Here is a 17253-nt window from a genome sequence, read left to right on the forward strand (position 1 = left end):
ATAAAATATGTTCAAGATTCTTTTGATTGACCGTTGTCACTTCACCCGCACCGGGTTTGAAGCATGGCTCAATCATTCCGGTTTGTTCCCGGGGCACTACGTTGTGACCGGGCTGAACAATCTATTCCTCGCCAGAGAGCACATTCTGCAATGGAAACCTGAGCTGGTCATCGCTGACCTGCATGGTTTCAGGCAGGATATTCACCATTTCCAGCAACTCTCTTCCTTGCTGAATGCCAGCGAAAAATTACCTTTTATTATGCTGCAATCGGGAGAGGACAAGGACCTGGCGACCTGGCTCGGGAACTTCCCGGTCTGGTCTTCGCTAATGAAAAATGCCCCTCTTGAGGAAATCGCGACGGTTATCAATGACGCGTTAATTTCGCGCGCAAGCACGTACCGCCCGACGGTGGCCGCCCCCTTGCTGACACGACAGGAGGAGAAAGTGTTGACGTTATGGATGGACGGCGCGAGCAACCAAAAGATAGCCGCTCACCTGAGCATTAACGGAAAAACGGTTTATACCTATAAACGCAATATCCGCATGAAGCTGCATATGGATACACGCTTTTCACCGTTTTTATCCCTGCAGGAAGCAGAGAATTGACGGTACGGTGAAACTCACGTGCCGTACCGTCCATGCTTCATTAGTTCTGAGCTTTAGTTGCTGCACCAGAAATCGCGTTACCACCGTCGGAGATATCTTCCCCTACGCCGCGGGTGGTATTACATGCAGTCAACACGGAGGAAAGCACGAGGACAGAAAAGATCGCTGCAATTGTTTTCTTAACCATAATATCTTCCTTTTATAGCCAAAGTTGTTTTGTGTATAGCAACTTAAGAATAGACAAGATCCCGCCGATTGACGGAAAAGGAAGCAATTTTAGGAAAATTAGACGGACTTAGCTGGCTGCGTGAGAAATGATATGACCGAGGTCCTGGATATCTTCCCCCATGCCACGGGCGGTGTTACAGCCGGAAAGCAGTACGCTGGAGAGCGCTAACAGAAGCAGAATTTTAACGGTACGTTTCATCATCCCTGCCTGCAAAAATCAGGCGCAGCGGACGCTGCGCCTCGAATCATGACGTAAATTACTTCACGCGGGATACGTATTCGCCGGAGCGAGTATCCACTTTGATCACTTCACCGATCTGTACGAACAGCGGTACTTTCACCACAGCGCCGGTGGAGAGCGTTGCTGGCTTGCCGCCAGTACCCGCGGTGTCACCTTTCAGACCTGGATCGGTTTCAACGATTTCCAGCTCAACAAAGTTTGGTGGGGTAACGGCGATAGGCTGGCCGTTCCACAGGGTCACGATGCACTCAGCCTGATCCAGCAGCCACTTCGCGTTATCGCCAATCGCTTTCGCGTCAGCAGACAGCTGCTCGAAGGTTTCGTTGTTCATGAAGTGCCAGAACTCACCGTCGTTGTACAGGTAAGTCAGGTTCATATCGACAACATCAGCGCCTTCAGCGGAGTCAGTAGATTTGAAGGTTTTCTCAACACGGGTGCCGGTCAGCAGGCGGCGCAGCTTAACGCGTGCGAATGCCTGACCTTTACCTGGTTTAACGAATTCGCTGGCTTCAACCGCGTACGGTTCGCCGTCCATCATGATTTTAAGACCAGCACGAAAATCGTTGCTATAGTACGTTGCCATAAGGCCCTCTAAATTTGTTAACTGGTAGCTAAGCCACAAAATGGCGCATATTGTAACCCTAAACACCCCATCCAGAGAAGAATGGTTATCGCAACTTGCCGATGTAATCACCAGTCCTGATGAATTGCTGCGTCTTTTAGACCTCGATCAGCATCCGGAGTTGCTTGCTGGCCGTGAGGCAAAGCGACTTTTCGCCCTGCGCGTTCCCCGCGCGTTTGTTGCGCGCATGGAAAAAGGCAACCCTGACGATCCTTTATTAAAACAAACCCTTACGTCGCAGGATGAGTTTATTACAGCGCCGGGCTACAGCACCGATCCGCTGGAAGAGCAAAACAGCGTGGTGCCGGGTTTACTGCACAAATATCTCAATCGCGCCCTGCTGCTGGTAAAAGGCGGCTGTGCGGTAAATTGTCGTTACTGCTTCCGTCGGCACTTCCCGTATGCCGAAAACCAGGGAAATAAGCGCAACTGGCAGGTTGCGCTGGACTATATCGCCGCCCATCCAGAGCTGGATGAGATTATTTTTTCCGGCGGTGACCCGCTGATGGCAAAAGATCATGAACTGGACTGGCTTTTGACGCAGCTTGAAGCCATCCCGCACATTAAGCGTCTGCGCATTCACAGCCGTTTACCGATCGTCATCCCGGCGCGTATTACCGACGCCCTGGTCACGCGCCTGGAGCAGTCACGTCTACAGGTGCTGCTGGTAAACCATATCAACCACGCGAATGAAATTGACGCGGACTTTCGCGCGGCGATGGCGCGGCTGCGAAAAGCGGGCGTGACGCTGCTCAACCAGAGCGTGTTGTTGCGCGGCGTGAACGACAGCGCACGGGTGCTGGCCGATCTCAGCAATGCCTTGTTTGACGCAGGCGTAATGCCCTATTACCTGCACGTACTGGATCGCGTGCAGGGCGCGGCGCATTTCATGGTGACGGATGAGGAAGCCCGACAGATTATGCGCGAGCTGTTAACGCTGGTTTCAGGTTATATGGTGCCGAAGCTGGCACGCGAGATTGGCGGAGAGCCGAGTAAGACACCGCTGGATTTGCAACTGCGGCAGCGCTAAAAGGCAGGTGGCGCTACGCTTACCTGCCCTACGAGGTGGGGCGCAGCGCCATCAGCAAGTAAACTCAGTTCGGGCACTTATAGACCTGGCCGCTCATCTGGCTGGCCGTTGGCACGAAGCTGGAGAGCATTCCTTGCGTCGGGCTGCTCACGCCGTAAATCACGTTCCCCCCCATTGCAGCAGCCTGGTTACGCAGGGCATTCGCCGCGCCGCGCATAGAGCCACCTTCTTCACCGTGCTGACCCGACATCCAGTTACTTTGTTCACCGGTGGCCGTGCCTAACAGCTGGCATTCGCTGCCTGGCTTATCTTCCACAAAGCGAACGCCCTGGCCCGCTGCCGACAGTTCATTGCTGGAGCTACAACCCGCCAGCAGCAACGCTGCTCCTACGATCCCTGCACAGACTTTTACGCGCATGTTATTCCTCGTTTTCAATAAGCTGGACAGTAATTGTCCGTGTGTAAATCTTATACCTAAAAGATGACTAAAAGAAAAATCCCCGCGCATTTCTGCGAGCCGGATTCCGTACATCACTCCTCCGACATCTTAAATGAATTCTGATAATGCCCTTTGGGATATCGTGTTTTAGCCCTCGATCGTTTTTAGTGTTGCGACGTACAACTTTTGTACGCGATTAAAACAGGGGGTTTCATGAGTGCATCATCCTCAGGAGAGGAAAAGGTAACATGGGTGGGCTATCTGGCGTTTGTGCTCACCATCGTATTTTTCTCAGGCTTTTTCGCCAAAAGTACCGAATGGTGGCGCGTGCTGGATTTTACCGTCCTAAACGGCAGCTTCGGTCCGGTGAACGGCGCGCTCACGTTTCGCGGTGAGGGCGGCACGGGGGCGAAAGACGGTTTCTTGTTTGCCCTTGAACTGGCGCCTTCGGTCATTTTATCGCTCGGGATCATTGCCGTCACCGAGGGGCTGGGCGGGCTGCGTGCCGCGCAACAGCTGATGACGCCCATTTTGCGCCCGCTGCTTGGCGTACCGGGCGTCTGCTCTCTGGCCCTCATCGCCAACCTGCAAAATACCGATGCCGCAGCAGGGATGACCAAAGAGTTGACCGACGAAGGGGCTATTACCGATCGCGAGCGCGCCATTTTCGCCACCTTCCAGACCAGCGGTAGCGCCATCATTACCAACTATTTTTCTTCCGGCGCCGCACTATTCACGTTTATTACCGTCCCGGTAATCACGCCGCTGGCCGTCATACTGATGTTTAAATTTGTTGGCGCGAACCTCCTGCGTCTGTGGATCGCTCACATGGAAGATCGTCGTATTCAGGAGGAAAAAAATGATCGCCCAGCCGCGTAAAAATATCATGGACATGTTTATCGATGGCGCCCGCCGAGGCTTTACCATCGCCACTACCAGCCTGCTGCCGAACGTGGTTATGGCGTTTGTCATCATTCAGGCGCTCAAGGTGACCGGCCTGCTGGATATTGTTGGCAATATTTGCGAGCCAATTATGGCCCTGTGGGGGCTTCCGGGCGCGGCGGCAACGGTCCTGCTGGCCTCAGTGATGAGTATGGGCGGCGGCGTGGGGGTTTGCGCCAGCCTGGTGGCTGCCGGCACGCTCAACAGCCACGATGCCACCGTTCTGCTGCCCGCCATCTATCTGATGGGCAATCCAGTGCAAAACACCGGCCGCTGCCTGGGCACCGCAGGCGTTAACCCGAAGTATTATCCACACATCATTACCGTCTGCGTCATTAACGCCCTGCTCTCAATGTGGGTAATGCAGCTACTCTTCTGAGGAGATAAAAATGGATTTTTCAGTGCTGGAACCCCATCTTTTCCGCAATGTGCACCTTTACGCGCCGGAGGATCGGGGACGTTGCGATCTGCTCATCGCCGGGGGAAAAATCGTCGCGATTGAAAAAACGGATCGCGCAGCAATGCGGCTTAACTGTCCTGAAACCGATCTCGCCGGGGCGGTGGTTTGCCCGGGCTTTATCGATCAGCACGTACACCTGATCGGCGGCGGCGGTGAAGCCGGTCCGCACACCCGGACGCCGGAGGTACGGTTGTCCGCGCTGGTGGCGGCGGGCATCACCTCCGTTGTTGGCCTGCTGGGTACCGACGGCGTGACCCGCCACCCCGAATCTCTGCTGGCAAAAACGCGGGCGCTTGAGCATGAAGGGATCAGCGCGTGGATGCTGACAGGCGCGTATGGGCTGCCTTCTCCGACGATTACCGGCAGCATCGAAAAGGATGTGGCGCTGATTGATAAAATCATCGGCGTGAAATGCGCGATTTCCGACCATCGCTCTTCCGCACCAGCGGATGGCCAGCTCGCGAATATGGCCGCCCAGTCGCGCGTCGGCGGGCTGCTGGGCGCCAAAGCGGGCATATCCGTGTTTCACCTCGGCAACAGCCCGAAGCTGCTGGAGCCGCTGCTTAACATCCTGAAAAACGCCGACGTGCCACGCACGAAGCTGCTGCCAACCCACGTTAACCGCGACCAGGCGCTGTTCCTCGCCGCGCTGGATTATGCACGTGATGGGGGCTATATCGACATCACCACCAGCATCAGTGAGCCCATTGATGCCGCCACCGCCATCGCGACGGCCCGTGAAGCGCAGGTGCCGTTTAACCGGCTTACGCTCAGCTCGGACGGTAACGGCAGCCAACCGAATTTTGACGCGAACGGTAATCTGGTGGGCATTGGCGTAGCCGGGTTCGAATCTCTGCCTCAGACGCTGCAGCAACTGGTCAGCCGGTATCACCTGCCGCTGGAGGAGGCGCTTCTGCCGTTTACGCGTAACGTAGCGGAGTTTCTCGGGCTGGAGCATAAGGGGCGGCTCGCGCCCGGATGCGATGCCGATTTCCTGGTGCTGACGGATGACCTGAAGATCCGCGAGGTCTGGGCGAAAGGCCGCCAGATGGTGCGCGAAGGCGCAGCATGCGTGAAGGGAACATTTGAGTAGCGGCAATAAAAAACCCCGGACATTTCTGCCCGGGGTTCGTTCTGAGAGGTTCAGAACAACATGATTACATCATGCCGCCCATTCCACCCATGCCGCCCATACCAGCAGCACCTAAGTCAGGCGCGTCGCCTTTTGGCAGGTCGGTTACCATGCACTCGGTCGTGATCATCAGGCCAGCTACAGATGCCGCGTACTGCAGAGCAGAACGGGTCACTTTAGTTGGGTCCAGGATACCGAAGTCGATCATGTTGCCGTATTCTTCAGTTGCCGCGTTGTAACCGTAGTTACCTTCGCCCGCTTTCACGTTGTTCGCAACCACAGATGGCTCTTCACCGGCGTTGGAAACGATCTGACGCAGAGGAGCTTCCATTGCGCGCAGCGCAACTTTGATACCCACGTTCTGGTCTTCGTTCTGAGCGGTCAGGCCAGCCAGCTTAGCGGCTACACGTACCAGCGCGACACCACCACCAGCAACTACGCCTTCTTCTACCGCAGCACGGGTCGCGTGCAGGGCATCGTCAACGCGTGCTTTCTTCTCTTTCATTTCAACTTCGGTCGCCGCACCAACTTTGATTACCGCAACGCCGCCCGCCAGTTTCGCTACGCGCTCCTGCAGTTTTTCACGGTCGTAATCGGAAGTGGCTTCTTCGATCTGCTTACGGATCTGACCAACACGGCCCTGAATAGCGGCTTCTTCACCCACACCGTCGATGATGGTGGTGGTGTCTTTGTTGATCACAACGCGTTTCGCCTGGCCCAGGTCTTCCAGGGTCGCTTTTTCCAGCTCCATACCGATCTCTTCGGAGATCACGGTACCACCGGTCAGGGTAGCGATATCCTGCAGCATTGCTTTACGGCGATCGCCGAAGCCAGGTGCTTTAACCGCAGCCACTTTCACGATGCCGCGCATGGTGTTAACCACCAGGGTCGCCAGCGCTTCGCCTTCAACATCTTCAGCGATGATAACCAGCGGCTTGCCTGCTTTCGCAACGGCTTCCAGCACTGGCAGCATTTCGCGGATGTTGGAGATTTTCTTGTCAGCCAGCAGGATGAACGGGCTTTCCAGCTCAACAGCGCCAGTTTCTGGCTTGTTGATGAAGTATGGGGACAGGTAACCGCGGTCGAACTGCATACCTTCAACCACGTCCAGTTCGTCTTCCAGACCGGTACCGTCTTCAACGGTGATCACGCCTTCTTTACCGACTTTATCCATCGCTTCAGCGATCAGTTTACCTACGGTTTCGTCGGAGTTAGCGGAGATAGTACCAACCTGAGCAATGGCTTTAGAGTCAGAGCACGGTACGGACAGCGCTTTCAGTTCTTCAACAGCGGATGCGACAGCTTTGTCGATACCACGTTTCAGATCCATTGGGTTCATGCCCGCAGCAACGGCTTTCAGGCCTTCAGTGATGATAGCCTGCGCCAGTACGGTCGCGGTGGTGGTACCGTCGCCTGCAGCGTCGTTCGCTTTAGAGGCAACTTCTTTCACCATCTGCGCGCCCATGTTTTCGAACTTGTCTTCCAGCTCGATTTCACGTGCAACGGAAACACCATCTTTGGTGATGGTTGGCGCGCCGAAGGATTTATCCAGCACTACGTTACGGCCTTTCGGGCCCAGGGTCACTTTAACTGCATCTGCCAGTACGTTTACGCCGCGGAGCATTTTTACACGAGCGTCGTTACCGAATTTTACGTCTTTAGCTGCCATGTTCTTATTTCCTCAAATTCTCGTGCGTAAATTACGCTTCAACAATTGCCAGAATGTCGCTCTCGGACATGATCAACACTTCTTCATTGTCGATCTTCTCGGATTTCACGCCGTAGCCATCGTTGAAAATTACGATGTCACCAACTTTAACGTCCAGCGGCTGCACAGTTCCGTTTTCCAGGATGCGGCCCTTACCGACAGCGATGATTTCGCCACGCGTTGATTTGGCTGCTGCAGAACCGGTCAGAACGATGCCGCCAGCAGACTTGGTTTCAACTTCTTTACGTTTGACGATCACACGATCATGTAACGGACGAATACTCATTGATAGCTCTCCTTTGAGAAAGTCATTATCAGTTATGGATGACGCCGGCCCGCATGCGGTTTTCCGACTAGTGCCCTGAGAGATGGGGATAGCTTTTTACCCCTTCAAGGGGGAATCGAAAAAAAATTTGCGAAAGTGTTACCATCCACTCTCTTTTGATGGTGGCAGGGCAAGGTAAATGAGTGGACTCAGGCAGGAGCTGGGGCTGGCGCAGGGCGTTGGCCTTCTTTCAACCTCCTTGTTAGGTACCGGCGTGTTTGCCGTACCGGCACTGGCGGCGCTGGTCGCCGGAAATAACAGTCTTTGGGCATGGCCGGTGCTGATCCTGCTGGTGTTCCCGGTGGCGATTGTGTTTGCCATACTCGGACGGCACTTCCCCAGCGCGGGCGGCGTGGCGCATTTTGTCGGCATGGCGTTTGGTCCGCGCATGGAGCGTGTAACCGGCTGGCTGTTTTTGTCGGTAATACCCGTTGGCCTTCCGGCAGCCCTGCATATCGCCACCGGCTTTGGACAGGCGCTGTTTGGCTGGCACGACGAGCAACTGCTGCTGGCTGAGTTGGGTACGCTGGCGATCGTCTGGTGGGTGGGCTCGCGCGGAGCCAGTTCAAGCGCGAATCTGCAAACGCTGGTTGCAGCGTTGATCGTCGTGCTGATCGTCGCCATCTGGTTTGCGGGTAACATTACCGTAGCAGATATCCCCTTCCCTGCGATAAACGATATCGACCATTCACAGCTTTTCGCTGCGTTATCCGTCATGTTCTGGTGTTTTGTTGGACTTGAAGCGTTCGCTCACCTGGCATCCGAGTTTAAACAGCCCGAGCGTGATTTTCCCCGCGCTCTGATGATTGGTTTACTGCTGGCGGGCACCGTATATTGGGCCTGTACCGTGCTGGTGCTGCACTTCAACGCGTTCGGCGAAGATAAAGCCGCCGCCGCATCGCTACCGGGTATCGTGGTTAAACTTTTCGGCGTGAAGGCGCTATGGGTGGCCTGTGTGATTGGCTATCTCGCCTGCTTTGCCAGCCTCAACATTTATATCCAGAGCTTCGCCCGTCTGGTGTGGTCACAGGCGCGCTACAAACCTGAGAGCCGCCTCGCGCGGTTGTCTAAACGTCAACTCCCGATGAATGCGCTGAATGCCGTGCTGGGCTGCTGCGTCCTGAGCTCGCTGGGTATTTATCTTCTCGACATCAACCTTGATGCTCTAATTATCTACGCCAACGGTATTTTCATCATGATCTACCTGCTGTGCATGCTGGCGGGCTGTCGTCTGCTGAAAGGTCGCTATAAAGCCCTGGCGGTCGTCGGGGGCGTGCTGTGCCTGCTGTTGCTGGCGATGGTGGGATGGAAGAGTGTGTATGCCATCGTCATGCTGGCGGGGCTGTGGGCGTTTTTACCGAAGCGGAAAAATCCGTAGGCCCGGTAAGCGAAGCCACCGGGCAAAAAAATTATCGATCGTCTTTATGGTCTAAACGGTCGCGCTGTTCATCCTTGCGCTGATACTCCCCTTCGAAGGTATCGCCTGGCCCTGTGCTGAACCCGCCGCCCGGCATGCGGCTGAAGCGCAGGTGCGGCAGCAGCTTCATGGTCAGGTGCTTCTGCACCGGCGGCAACAGCAACAGCAGGCCGAGGAAGTCGGTGAAGAACCCCGGCAGGATCAGCAGCAGGCCAGCAATAATCAGCGACACGCTTTTGATCATCTCTTCTGCCGGGCTTTCGCCTGCGGCCATCTTCTGCTGCATTATCAGGAAATTTTTGAAACCCTGATTACGCACCAGCGACATGCCGATGACGGAGGTGAAGATCACCAGAATCAGCGTCAGCAGGACGCCCAGCACGTGAGCTACCTGAATGAAAATAGAAATCTCAATGTAAACATAGAGAAAGAAAGCAATAAACGGTATCCAGCGCACTGGCATCTCCTGTGTGGCAGGTGCCATCTGGCCCCTGTCTGAATGTGTTCGCGTCACGCGTCTGTAAGAGATGGAGACGGTTAGCCAAAATTCAATCGGTTTGCACGGATATTTTTTTCGGAAATATTAAAGCGGTGACACATTTCACAGATTAATAATTATCATGGAATCGGGTCGATAATAAGTGATCCAGCTTACGGCAATTCGCTATCATCAGCATATGATCTCGAACATCTGGCCGATTGAGGGAATAATCGTCGGTCAGAAAATATTCAAAACCACATATATGTTGTGTGTTTAGTACAATCCATCGGCAGCTTGAAAAGAAGGTTCACATGTTAAACAACATTCGTATCGAAGAAGACTTGTTGGGTACCAGGGAAGTTCCAGCGGATGCCTACTATGGTGTTCACACTCTGAGAGCGATTGAAAACTTCTACATCAGCAACAGCAAAATCAGCGATATCCCTGAGTTTGTCCGTGGCATGGTGATGGTGAAGAAAGCCGCAGCGCTGGCGAACAAAGAGCTGCAAACCATTCCTAAAAGCGCGGCAAATGCGATTATCGCTGCCTGCGATGAAGTGCTGAACAACGGCAAATGCATGGACCAGTTCCCGGTTGACGTCTATCAGGGCGGCGCGGGTACCTCCGTCAACATGAATACCAACGAAGTACTGGCAAACATCGGCCTGGAGCTGATGGGCCACCAGAAAGGTGAATACCAGTACCTCAACCCGAACGACCACGTTAACAAATGCCAGTCCACCAACGACGCCTACCCAACCGGCTTCCGTATCGCGGTGTATGCCTCCGTGGTCAAACTGGTCGACGCGATCAACCAGCTGGGCGATGGCTTCCAGCGTAAGGCCGTTGAGTTCCAGGACATTCTGAAAATGGGCCGTACCCAGCTGCAGGACGCGGTGCCAATGACGCTGGGTCAGGAATTCCACGCGTTTAACGTGCTGCTAAACGAAGAGACCAAAAACCTGCTGCGCACGTCCGAACTGCTGCTGGAAGTGAACCTGGGCGCCACCGCCATCGGTACGCGTCTGAACACCCCGGATGGCTATCAGCAGTTGGCGGTTCAGAAGCTGGCGGAAGTGTCTAACCTGCCGGTGGTGCCTGCGGAAGACCTGATTGAAGCCACATCCGACTGCGGCGCGTACGTAATGGTACACAGCGCTCTGAAACGTCTGGCGGTGAAACTGTCCAAAATCTGTAATGACCTGCGCCTGCTCTCCTCAGGCCCGCGCGCTGGCCTGAACGAAATCAACCTGCCAGAGTTGCAGGCGGGTTCTTCCATTATGCCAGCCAAAGTTAACCCGGTAGTGCCAGAAGTGGTGAACCAGGTTTGCTTCAAAGTCATCGGTAACGACACCACCGTGACCATGGCCTCCGAAGCCGGTCAGCTGCAGCTGAACGTGATGGAGCCGGTGATTGGCCAGGCGATGTTTGAATCCATTCACATCCTGACTAACGCCTGCTACAACCTGCTGGAAAAATGCATTAACGGTATCACCGCGAATAAAGAAGTCTGTGAAGGCTATGTTTATAACTCCATCGGGATCGTTACTTACCTCAACCCGTTCATCGGCCACCACAACGGTGACATCGTTGGTAAGATTTGCGCCGAAACCGGTAAGAGCGTGCGTGAAGTCGTGCTGGAGCGTGGACTGTTGACCGAAGCCGAGCTGGACGATATCTTCTCGGCCCAGAACCTGATGCATCCGGCATATAAAGCGAAACGATATACCGATGAAAGCGAACAGTAACAGTTCAGGCTAGGCTTCCGAAAGGCACGTCACTTGTGACGTGCCTTTTTTCTTTTTAGGCGTTACCTAAATACAACAATTCAATATCAACTTGTTAATAAGCAAGGCAGGTCTTTATGTTTGGAGCAGAACTCGTCATCGTCCTGTTGGCGATTTATTTGGGCGCGCGGCTCGGGGGTATCGGCATTGGTTTTGCCGGCGGTCTCGGGGTGCTCGTACTTACCCTTATCTTTCAGATTAAACCCGGCGCAATCCCTTTTGACGTTATCGAAATCATCATGGCGGTTATTGCCGCTATTGCGGCCATGCAGGTGGCGGGCGGTATGGACTACCTGGTGAGCCTGGCGGAGCGCATGCTGCGCCGCCATCCGAAATACATCACCTTCCTTGCCCCGCTGGTGACCTGGTTTATGACCATTCTCGCGGGAACCGGCCACACGGCGTTCTCCACGCTGCCGGTGATCACCGAGGTGGCAAAAGAACAGGGGATTCGCCCGTCTCGTCCACTTTCTATTGCCGTGGTGGCGTCGCAGATTGCGATCACCGCGTCGCCAATCTCAGCCGCCGTAGTCTTCTTCGCGGGTATCCTTGAGCCGATGGGCGTGAGCTACCTGACGCTGCTGGCGATCTGTATTCCAGTCACGCTGATTGCGGTGATGATTACCGCCGTGCTGTGTAACTTCCTGGGTGCCGAGCTGAAAGACGATCCGGTTTACCAGGAGCGTCTGGCAAAAGGTGAAGTGAGCCTGCGCGGTAGCCAGGTCTTCGAGCTGAAGCCGCACGCGAAACGCTCCGTGCTGCTGTTCCTGATCGGTATCGTCGCCGTGATGTTCTACGCGACCGCCATCAGCGACACCGTGGGGCTGATCCAGAACCCGGTGCTGCCGCGTAACGAAGCGATTGTGGTATTCATGCTGACCATCGCCACGCTGATTAGCATCACCTGTAAAATCGACACCAGCGAAGTGCTGAACGCCAGCACCTTCAAATCCGGTATGAGCGCCTGCGTGTGCGTACTGGGCGTGGCGTGGCTCGGTGACACCTTCGTGAAAGCGCACATCAGCGACATCCAGACCGTTGCCGGCGACCTGCTGCACAACTACCCGTGGCTGCTGGCGGTGGTACTGTTCTTTGCCGCGACGCTGCTTTACTCTCAGGCTGCCACCACCAAAGCGCTGATGCCTGCGGCACTGATGCTGGGCGTGACGCCGCTGACGGCGATTGCCTCTTTTGCGGCGGTTTCTGCGCTGTTCGTTCTGCCAACCTACCCAACCCTGCTGGCCGCGGTTGAGATGGACGATACCGGCTCCACCCGCATCGGTAAGTACGTGTTTAACCACGCGTTCCTGATCCCGGGTGTGGTGGCGATTACGCTTTGCGTCGTCCTCGGCTTTATCATCGGTGGCATTGTGCTGTAAACGGTTAGCCGTTGTAAAAATAGTTAAAATCGGGCCGCTCTGCGGCCCGTTTCATTAATGACCAATCGCATGGCGTGATATAGTGAAGACTTTCGTGATGAGGAGGTCGACTTGTGAACACGCCTGATGCTGTTGTCGTACTGTGTACCGCCCCTGATGAAGCCTCTGCCCAGGATCTCGCCGCCAAAGCGCTGGCCGAAAAACTGGCAGCCTGTGTCACGCTGCTCCCCGGCGCGACCTCCCTCTATTACTGGGAAGGCAAGCTGGAGCAGGAGTATGAAGTCCAGATGTTGCTCAAAACCAATCTGACCAACCAGCAGGCGCTCCTCGACTGCCTCAAGTCTCATCATCCATACCAAACCCCGGAGCTGCTGGTGCTGCCAGTGGTCCACGGCGATAACGACTATCTCTCATGGCTCAACGCTTCTTTACGCTGATCCTGCTGCTGTGCAGCACGTCAGTATTTGCCGGGTTGTTTGACGCGCCCGGCCGTTCGAACTTTATTCCCGCCGACCAGGCGTTCATTTTCGACTTTCAGCAAAACCAGCACGATCTCAATCTGACCTGGCAGGTGAAAGAGGGTTACTACCTCTACCGCAAGCAGGTCAGCATCACGCCGGCAAAGGCTAACGTTGGCGCATTGCAGATGCCCGCTGGCGAATGGCATGAGGACGAGTTCTACGGTAAAAGTGAAATTTATCGCCAGCGCTTAAGCGTGCCCGTCACGGTGAATCAGGCGGATAAAGATGCCACGCTGACGGTTACGTATCAGGGCTGTGCCGACGCGGGCTTCTGCTACCCTCCTGAAACGAAGGTCGTTCCGCTTACTGAAGTTAAAGCGGCTGCCTCCCCTCTCCCCTCAGGCGAGAGGGACAGGGTGAGGGATGAAGGCGAAGCCAAAGCTGCTTCCGATCTGCCGTTCTCAGCACTTTGGGCCTTACTGATTGGTATCGGCATTGCCTTTACCCCTTGTGTCCTGCCGATGTACCCGCTTATCTCCGGGATTGTACTGGGCGGCAAACAGCGTCTTTCTACCGCCCGGGCGCTGCTCCTGGCCTTTATTTATGTGCAGGGCATGGCGCTCACCTATACCGCGCTCGGCCTCGTGGTCGCCGCGGCCGGACTGCAGTTCCAGGCAGCGCTTCAGCACCCTTACGTGCTAATCGGCCTGTCAGCCGTATTTATTCTGCTGGCGCTGTCAATGTTTGGCCTGTTCACGCTTCAGCTGCCCTCTTCGCTGCAAACCCGCTTAACGCTGATGAGCAATCGCCAGCAGGGTGGGTCTGCGGGCGGCGTGTTCGCAATGGGCGCCATCGCCGGGTTGATTTGTTCCCCCTGCACTACAGCTCCGCTGAGCGCTATCCTGCTGTACATCGCCCAGAGCGGTAATATGTGGCTCGGCGGGGGTACGCTGTATCTTTACGCGCTGGGGATGGGCCTGCCGCTGATTCTGGTGACGGTGTTTGGCAACCGCCTGCTGCCGAAGAGCGGCCCGTGGATGGAGACGGTGAAAACCGCGTTCGGCTTTGTCATCCTGGCGCTCCCGGTGTTCCTGCTGGAGCGCATCATGGGTGACGCGTGGGGTTTGCGCCTGTGGGCCATGCTCGGCGTGGCGTTCTTCTCCTGGGCGTTTATCGTCAGCCTGGGGGCAAAAAAAGCGTGGATGCGTCTGGTGCAAATTCTCCTGCTCGCCGCCGCGTTGGTGAGCGTGCGCCCGCTTCAGGATTGGGCGTTCGGCTCGCCTGTGGGCCAGACGCAGGCACATTTAAACTTTATACACGTTAAGAACGTCGATGAGCTCAACAGCGCGCTGGCGCAGGCAAAAGGCAAACCGGTGATGCTCGACCTCTATGCCGACTGGTGTGTTGCCTGCAAAGAGTTTGAAAAATACACCTTTAGCGATCCTCAGGTGCAAAATGCCCTGAAAGAGACGGTACTCCTTCAGGCAAACGTCACAGCCAACAATGCGCAGGATAAGGCCCTGCTTAAACACCTTACCGTACTCGGGCTGCCAACCATTCTGTTCTTCAATGAGCAGGGCGAAGAGCTGCCAGAACAGCGTGTAACCGGGTTTATGGACGCAACGGCATTCAGCGCGCATTTGCGCAATCGCCAACCGTAAACAACACTTTAGACGGGACATACCGTTGGGAATAGCGGAGGAGATAACCGTGCAACGCGAAGACGTACTGGGACAAGCCCTGCAACTACTTGAGATTCAAGGGATCGCCAGCACCACGCTTGAGATGGTAGCCGACCGTATCGATTACCCTCTGGATGAGCTTAAGCGCTTCTGGCCGGATAAAGAGGCGCTGCTTTATGATGCCCTACGCTATCTTAGCCAGCAGGTGGATGTCTGGCGCAGGCAGCTAATGTTGAATGAAGAGCTGACCGCTGAGCAAAAACTGTTAGCGCGCTACACCGCCCTGACAGAGTGCGTCAGCAACAATCGTTATCCAGGCTGCCTGTTTATTGCTGCCTGTACGTTTTATCCCGATCCTGGCCATCCAATACACCAGCTGGCGGATCAGCAAAAACGTGCGGCGCATGACTTCACCCACGAACTGCTGACAACGCTTGAAGTGGATGACCCGGCAATGGTCGCTAAGCAGATGGAGCTCGTACTGGAGGGTTGCCTGAGCCGCATGCTGGTGAACCGTAGCCAGGCCGATGTGGATACGGCGCACCGCCTGGCGGAAGACATTCTGCGCTTTGCCCAGTGTCGTATGGGCGGGGCGTTAACCTAGACCAGCATGCCCGCCCAGGCGGAGACGAGCAGACATAGCGCCATCAGGCGCTGAAACCGCACCATCGCCACGGTGGTGCGAAACACCCGGTTTACCGCCTTCCCCAGCCACGCCCAGCACATCAGGCACATCACAGAAATCAGTAAGAACCATAGCGCCATCAGCGCAATATCTCTTAACGGATGAATGCTCGCGGGAGCAAAAAGACTCACTACTGCCAGCGCCATCATCCACGTTTTCGGATTCACCATCTGCAGCAGCGCTGCGGCTTGCGCGGTGAAGCGATGAGGCGTCTTCTCAGAGAGATTCGCCGCAGGCGCCCGATACAGTTGCCAGCTCATCCAGGTTAGCCACAGCACGCCCGCCCAACTCATTGCCTGGCGTATCAGAGGAAACTGACGCAGCACCTCCCCGGCGCCGGCCCCCGATATCAGCACAATCAGACTCGCCGTAATACATCCACCCAAAATGGCGGGAATGGTATTTTTAACACCAAAGTGCTGGCTGTTAGTGAGAACGAGGATATTCGTCGGGCCGGGCGTTATCGACGCGACAAAGGCAAACAGCAGATAAGGCATCAGACTCACAGATGGCTCCTTTTTTGTTAGAGCCATTACTGTGCCGCTATTTTCTGGAAACGTCTGGAAGGTTTGTGCACAACCGGCGGTAGTGGGCAGGGGAAATGCGGTATGCACGCTGGAACCAGCGTCCCAGATGGCTTTGGTCGGCAAAACCGAGCGCTGTAGCCACATTAACAGGCTGTTCGCCGTGCGCCAGCAGCTGTCGCGCCTTTGCCAGACGCAGCTGAATAAGCCAGGCGTGCGGTGCCAGGTTGAACTCGCGCTTAAAACAGCGCGTCAGTGTAAAGCGATCCGTGCCCGTCTCGCGCGCAAGGTCTGACAACCCCACGTTCTCGCCGATATGCGCATAAAGATAGTCGCGTGCGCGGTGCGCCACGGCAGCGCTCTGTAGCTGCGACGGGAGTTTCTTACGCCAGTGGCAATGGGAGGTGATCTGAGAGAGCAGCTTATCCATTGTGCTCTGCTGAACAATTTTCATCTCATCGCTATGCAACGCGTTAAACGTCTCGCCGATAGAACGGACCAGCTGAGGTTCTCGCGTTAGCGTTTGAGCAAAGTGAAGCGAGTAGCGATCCGGCGTGGCTTCATATAATCCACGGAGGGTACGCGTCAGCCACTGCTCGTCAAGATAGAAGGTGAGATAGGTAAAGCCTCCTTCCACAGGCGCGTCGCCGTCGTGAATTTCGCCCGGCTCCAGTAAGAACGCATCACCAGGATGGCTGCGGTGGCGTTCGCGACGACAGTGGAACTGCTGGGTGCCTGAAAGGGTAATCCCGACCAGATAACTATCGTGCCAGTGGGGATCGAAGGCATGGCCTTCGAAGTGCGCTTTAATCGTTTCAATGCCGGTATCCGCATGCTGACGGAGCTCAAGCCAGTCGTTTGCCATACTGCCCTCCTGTTGTCATCAGCATTGCCGCACGGCCCGGTATTGTCTGGAAGATTTGTGCATTTTCACGGTGAAAACGTACAGATTGCCGCAAACTTAAGCAGTTGAACAGCTTTTCCTGAAATAATGTTGACGATAAGGCGCGATTGCGGTTTAATGCGCTCCGTTGCCCGGATAGCTCAGTCGGTAGAGCAGGGGATTGAAAATCCCCGTGTCCTTGGTTCGATTCCGAGTCCGG

Annotated in this window: 20 protein-coding genes; 11 read left to right on the forward strand and 9 right to left on the reverse strand. The window is 55.4% G+C overall.

Annotated features, from left to right (window positions below; translation table 11 throughout):
- The first annotated feature begins 7 nt into the window (after positions 1-7).
- Entirely contained in the window at positions 8-607 is a 600-nt protein-coding gene (locus IM294_RS11365) for a LuxR C-terminal-related transcriptional regulator (RefSeq protein ID WP_041911497.1), read from the forward strand.
- Between the two features lie 40 nt (positions 608-647).
- Here the strand turns inward: IM294_RS11365 and ecnB are convergent, their stop codons facing one another.
- The 3 genes from ecnB to efp form a co-directional block, all read right to left on the reverse strand.
- Positions 648-794, reverse strand: a complete 147-nt coding sequence (gene ecnB / locus IM294_RS11370; protein ID WP_003855942.1) for a lipoprotein toxin entericidin B — start codon at positions 792-794, stop codon at positions 648-650.
- A gap of 108 nt (positions 795-902) precedes the next feature.
- A complete protein-coding gene (locus IM294_RS11375; RefSeq protein ID WP_028015234.1) occupies positions 903-1034 on the reverse strand; it encodes an entericidin A/B family lipoprotein in 132 nt (43 codons plus the stop codon).
- Positions 1035-1092: 58 nt separating this feature from the next.
- Positions 1093-1659, reverse strand: coding sequence for an elongation factor P (efp, locus tag IM294_RS11380; protein WP_003855940.1), 567 nt, complete (start codon positions 1657-1659; stop codon positions 1093-1095).
- A gap of 40 nt (positions 1660-1699) precedes the next feature.
- On the opposite strand from efp, the gene epmB reads away from it, so the two are divergent.
- Positions 1700-2728, forward strand: a complete 1029-nt coding sequence (gene epmB, locus IM294_RS11385; protein ID WP_126817983.1) for an EF-P beta-lysylation protein EpmB — start codon at positions 1700-1702, stop codon at positions 2726-2728.
- Between the two features lie 64 nt (positions 2729-2792).
- On the opposite strand, the gene IM294_RS11390 is transcribed toward epmB, so the two are convergent.
- Positions 2793-3146 carry a DUF4156 domain-containing protein gene (locus IM294_RS11390; protein ID WP_014882205.1) on the reverse strand — a complete coding sequence of 118 codons (354 nt, stop codon included), beginning with the start codon at positions 3144-3146 and terminating at the stop codon, positions 2793-2795.
- Between the two features lie 234 nt (positions 3147-3380).
- Here IM294_RS11390 and IM294_RS11395 point away from each other — a divergent pair, with 234 nt between their 5' ends.
- Genes IM294_RS11395 through iadA form a run of 3 tightly spaced genes read left to right on the forward strand, consistent with a single transcriptional unit; the run spans position 3381 to position 5662 of the window.
- A complete protein-coding gene (locus IM294_RS11395) occupies positions 3381-4046 on the forward strand; it encodes a nucleoside recognition domain-containing protein (RefSeq protein ID WP_045261285.1) in 666 nt (221 codons plus the stop codon).
- Positions 4027-4488 carry a YjiG family protein gene (locus IM294_RS11400; protein ID WP_060573549.1) on the forward strand — a complete coding sequence of 154 codons (462 nt, stop codon included), beginning with the start codon at positions 4027-4029 and terminating at the stop codon, positions 4486-4488. Before IM294_RS11395 ends, IM294_RS11400 begins: the two co-directional genes overlap by 20 nt.
- Before the next feature lie 10 nt (positions 4489-4498).
- Entirely contained in the window at positions 4499-5662 is a 1164-nt protein-coding gene (iadA, locus tag IM294_RS11405; protein ID WP_126817984.1) for a beta-aspartyl-peptidase, read from the forward strand.
- Between the two features lie 64 nt (positions 5663-5726).
- Here iadA and groL read toward each other — a convergent pair whose 3' ends face one another.
- Together groL and IM294_RS11415 are read right to left on the reverse strand one after the other, a co-directional pair.
- On the reverse strand, positions 5727-7370 hold the full coding sequence (gene groL / locus IM294_RS11410) for a chaperonin GroEL (protein WP_023310114.1): 1644 nt from the start codon (positions 7368-7370) through the stop codon (positions 5727-5729).
- 31 nt (positions 7371-7401) lie between these two features.
- Positions 7402-7695 (reverse strand): co-chaperone GroES, encoded by a 294-nt coding sequence (locus IM294_RS11415; RefSeq protein WP_003855929.1) that lies wholly within the window; start codon positions 7693-7695, stop codon positions 7402-7404.
- Between the two features lie 178 nt (positions 7696-7873).
- Here IM294_RS11415 and yjeH point away from each other — a divergent pair, with 178 nt between their 5' ends.
- The gene (gene yjeH, locus IM294_RS11420) at positions 7874-9112 is read left to right on the forward strand and encodes an L-methionine/branched-chain amino acid transporter (RefSeq protein ID WP_028015229.1); all 1239 of its coding nucleotides are present in this window, start codon (positions 7874-7876) and stop codon (positions 9110-9112) included.
- Positions 9113-9143: 31 nt separating this feature from the next.
- Here yjeH and IM294_RS11425 read toward each other — a convergent pair whose 3' ends face one another.
- Positions 9144-9608: an FxsA family protein gene (locus tag IM294_RS11425; RefSeq protein ID WP_028015228.1), complete on the reverse strand. Its 465-nt coding sequence runs from the start codon at positions 9606-9608 to the stop codon at positions 9144-9146.
- 335 nt (positions 9609-9943) lie between these two features.
- On the opposite strand from IM294_RS11425, the gene aspA reads away from it, so the two are divergent.
- From aspA to IM294_RS11450, 5 genes are all read left to right on the forward strand, one after another.
- The gene (aspA, locus tag IM294_RS11430; RefSeq protein ID WP_003855923.1) at positions 9944-11380 is read left to right on the forward strand and encodes an aspartate ammonia-lyase; all 1437 of its coding nucleotides are present in this window, start codon (positions 9944-9946) and stop codon (positions 11378-11380) included.
- A gap of 116 nt (positions 11381-11496) precedes the next feature.
- On the forward strand, positions 11497-12798 hold the full coding sequence (locus IM294_RS11435) for an anaerobic C4-dicarboxylate transporter (RefSeq protein WP_008502949.1): 1302 nt from the start codon (positions 11497-11499) through the stop codon (positions 12796-12798).
- A gap of 113 nt (positions 12799-12911) precedes the next feature.
- Positions 12912-13235 (forward strand): divalent cation tolerance protein CutA, encoded by a 324-nt coding sequence (cutA, locus tag IM294_RS11440; RefSeq protein WP_059354422.1) that lies wholly within the window; start codon positions 12912-12914, stop codon positions 13233-13235.
- Positions 13211-14920: a protein-disulfide reductase DsbD gene (locus IM294_RS11445; protein WP_126817985.1), complete on the forward strand. Its 1710-nt coding sequence runs from the start codon at positions 13211-13213 to the stop codon at positions 14918-14920. The genes cutA and IM294_RS11445 overlap by 25 nt, the downstream gene beginning before the upstream one ends.
- Before the next feature lie 49 nt (positions 14921-14969).
- Complete coding sequence (locus tag IM294_RS11450) at positions 14970-15545, forward strand: transcriptional regulator (protein WP_028016412.1); 576 nt, start codon at positions 14970-14972, stop codon at positions 15543-15545.
- On the opposite strand, the gene IM294_RS11455 is transcribed toward IM294_RS11450, so the two are convergent.
- Entirely contained in the window at positions 15542-16132 is a 591-nt protein-coding gene (locus IM294_RS11455; RefSeq protein WP_045261289.1) for a LysE family translocator, read from the reverse strand. The genes IM294_RS11450 and IM294_RS11455 overlap by 4 nt on opposite strands.
- 37 nt (positions 16133-16169) lie before the next feature.
- Positions 16170-17015 (reverse strand): AraC family transcriptional regulator, encoded by an 846-nt coding sequence (locus IM294_RS11460; RefSeq protein ID WP_041911503.1) that lies wholly within the window; start codon positions 17013-17015, stop codon positions 16170-16172.
- Between the last annotated feature and the right edge of the window lie 238 nt (positions 17016-17253).

Origin of the sequence: Enterobacter cloacae complex sp. P43RS, from assembly GCF_014930585.1 — a bacterium.
GTDB lineage: Bacteria > Pseudomonadota > Gammaproteobacteria > Enterobacterales > Enterobacteriaceae > Enterobacter > Enterobacter bugandensis.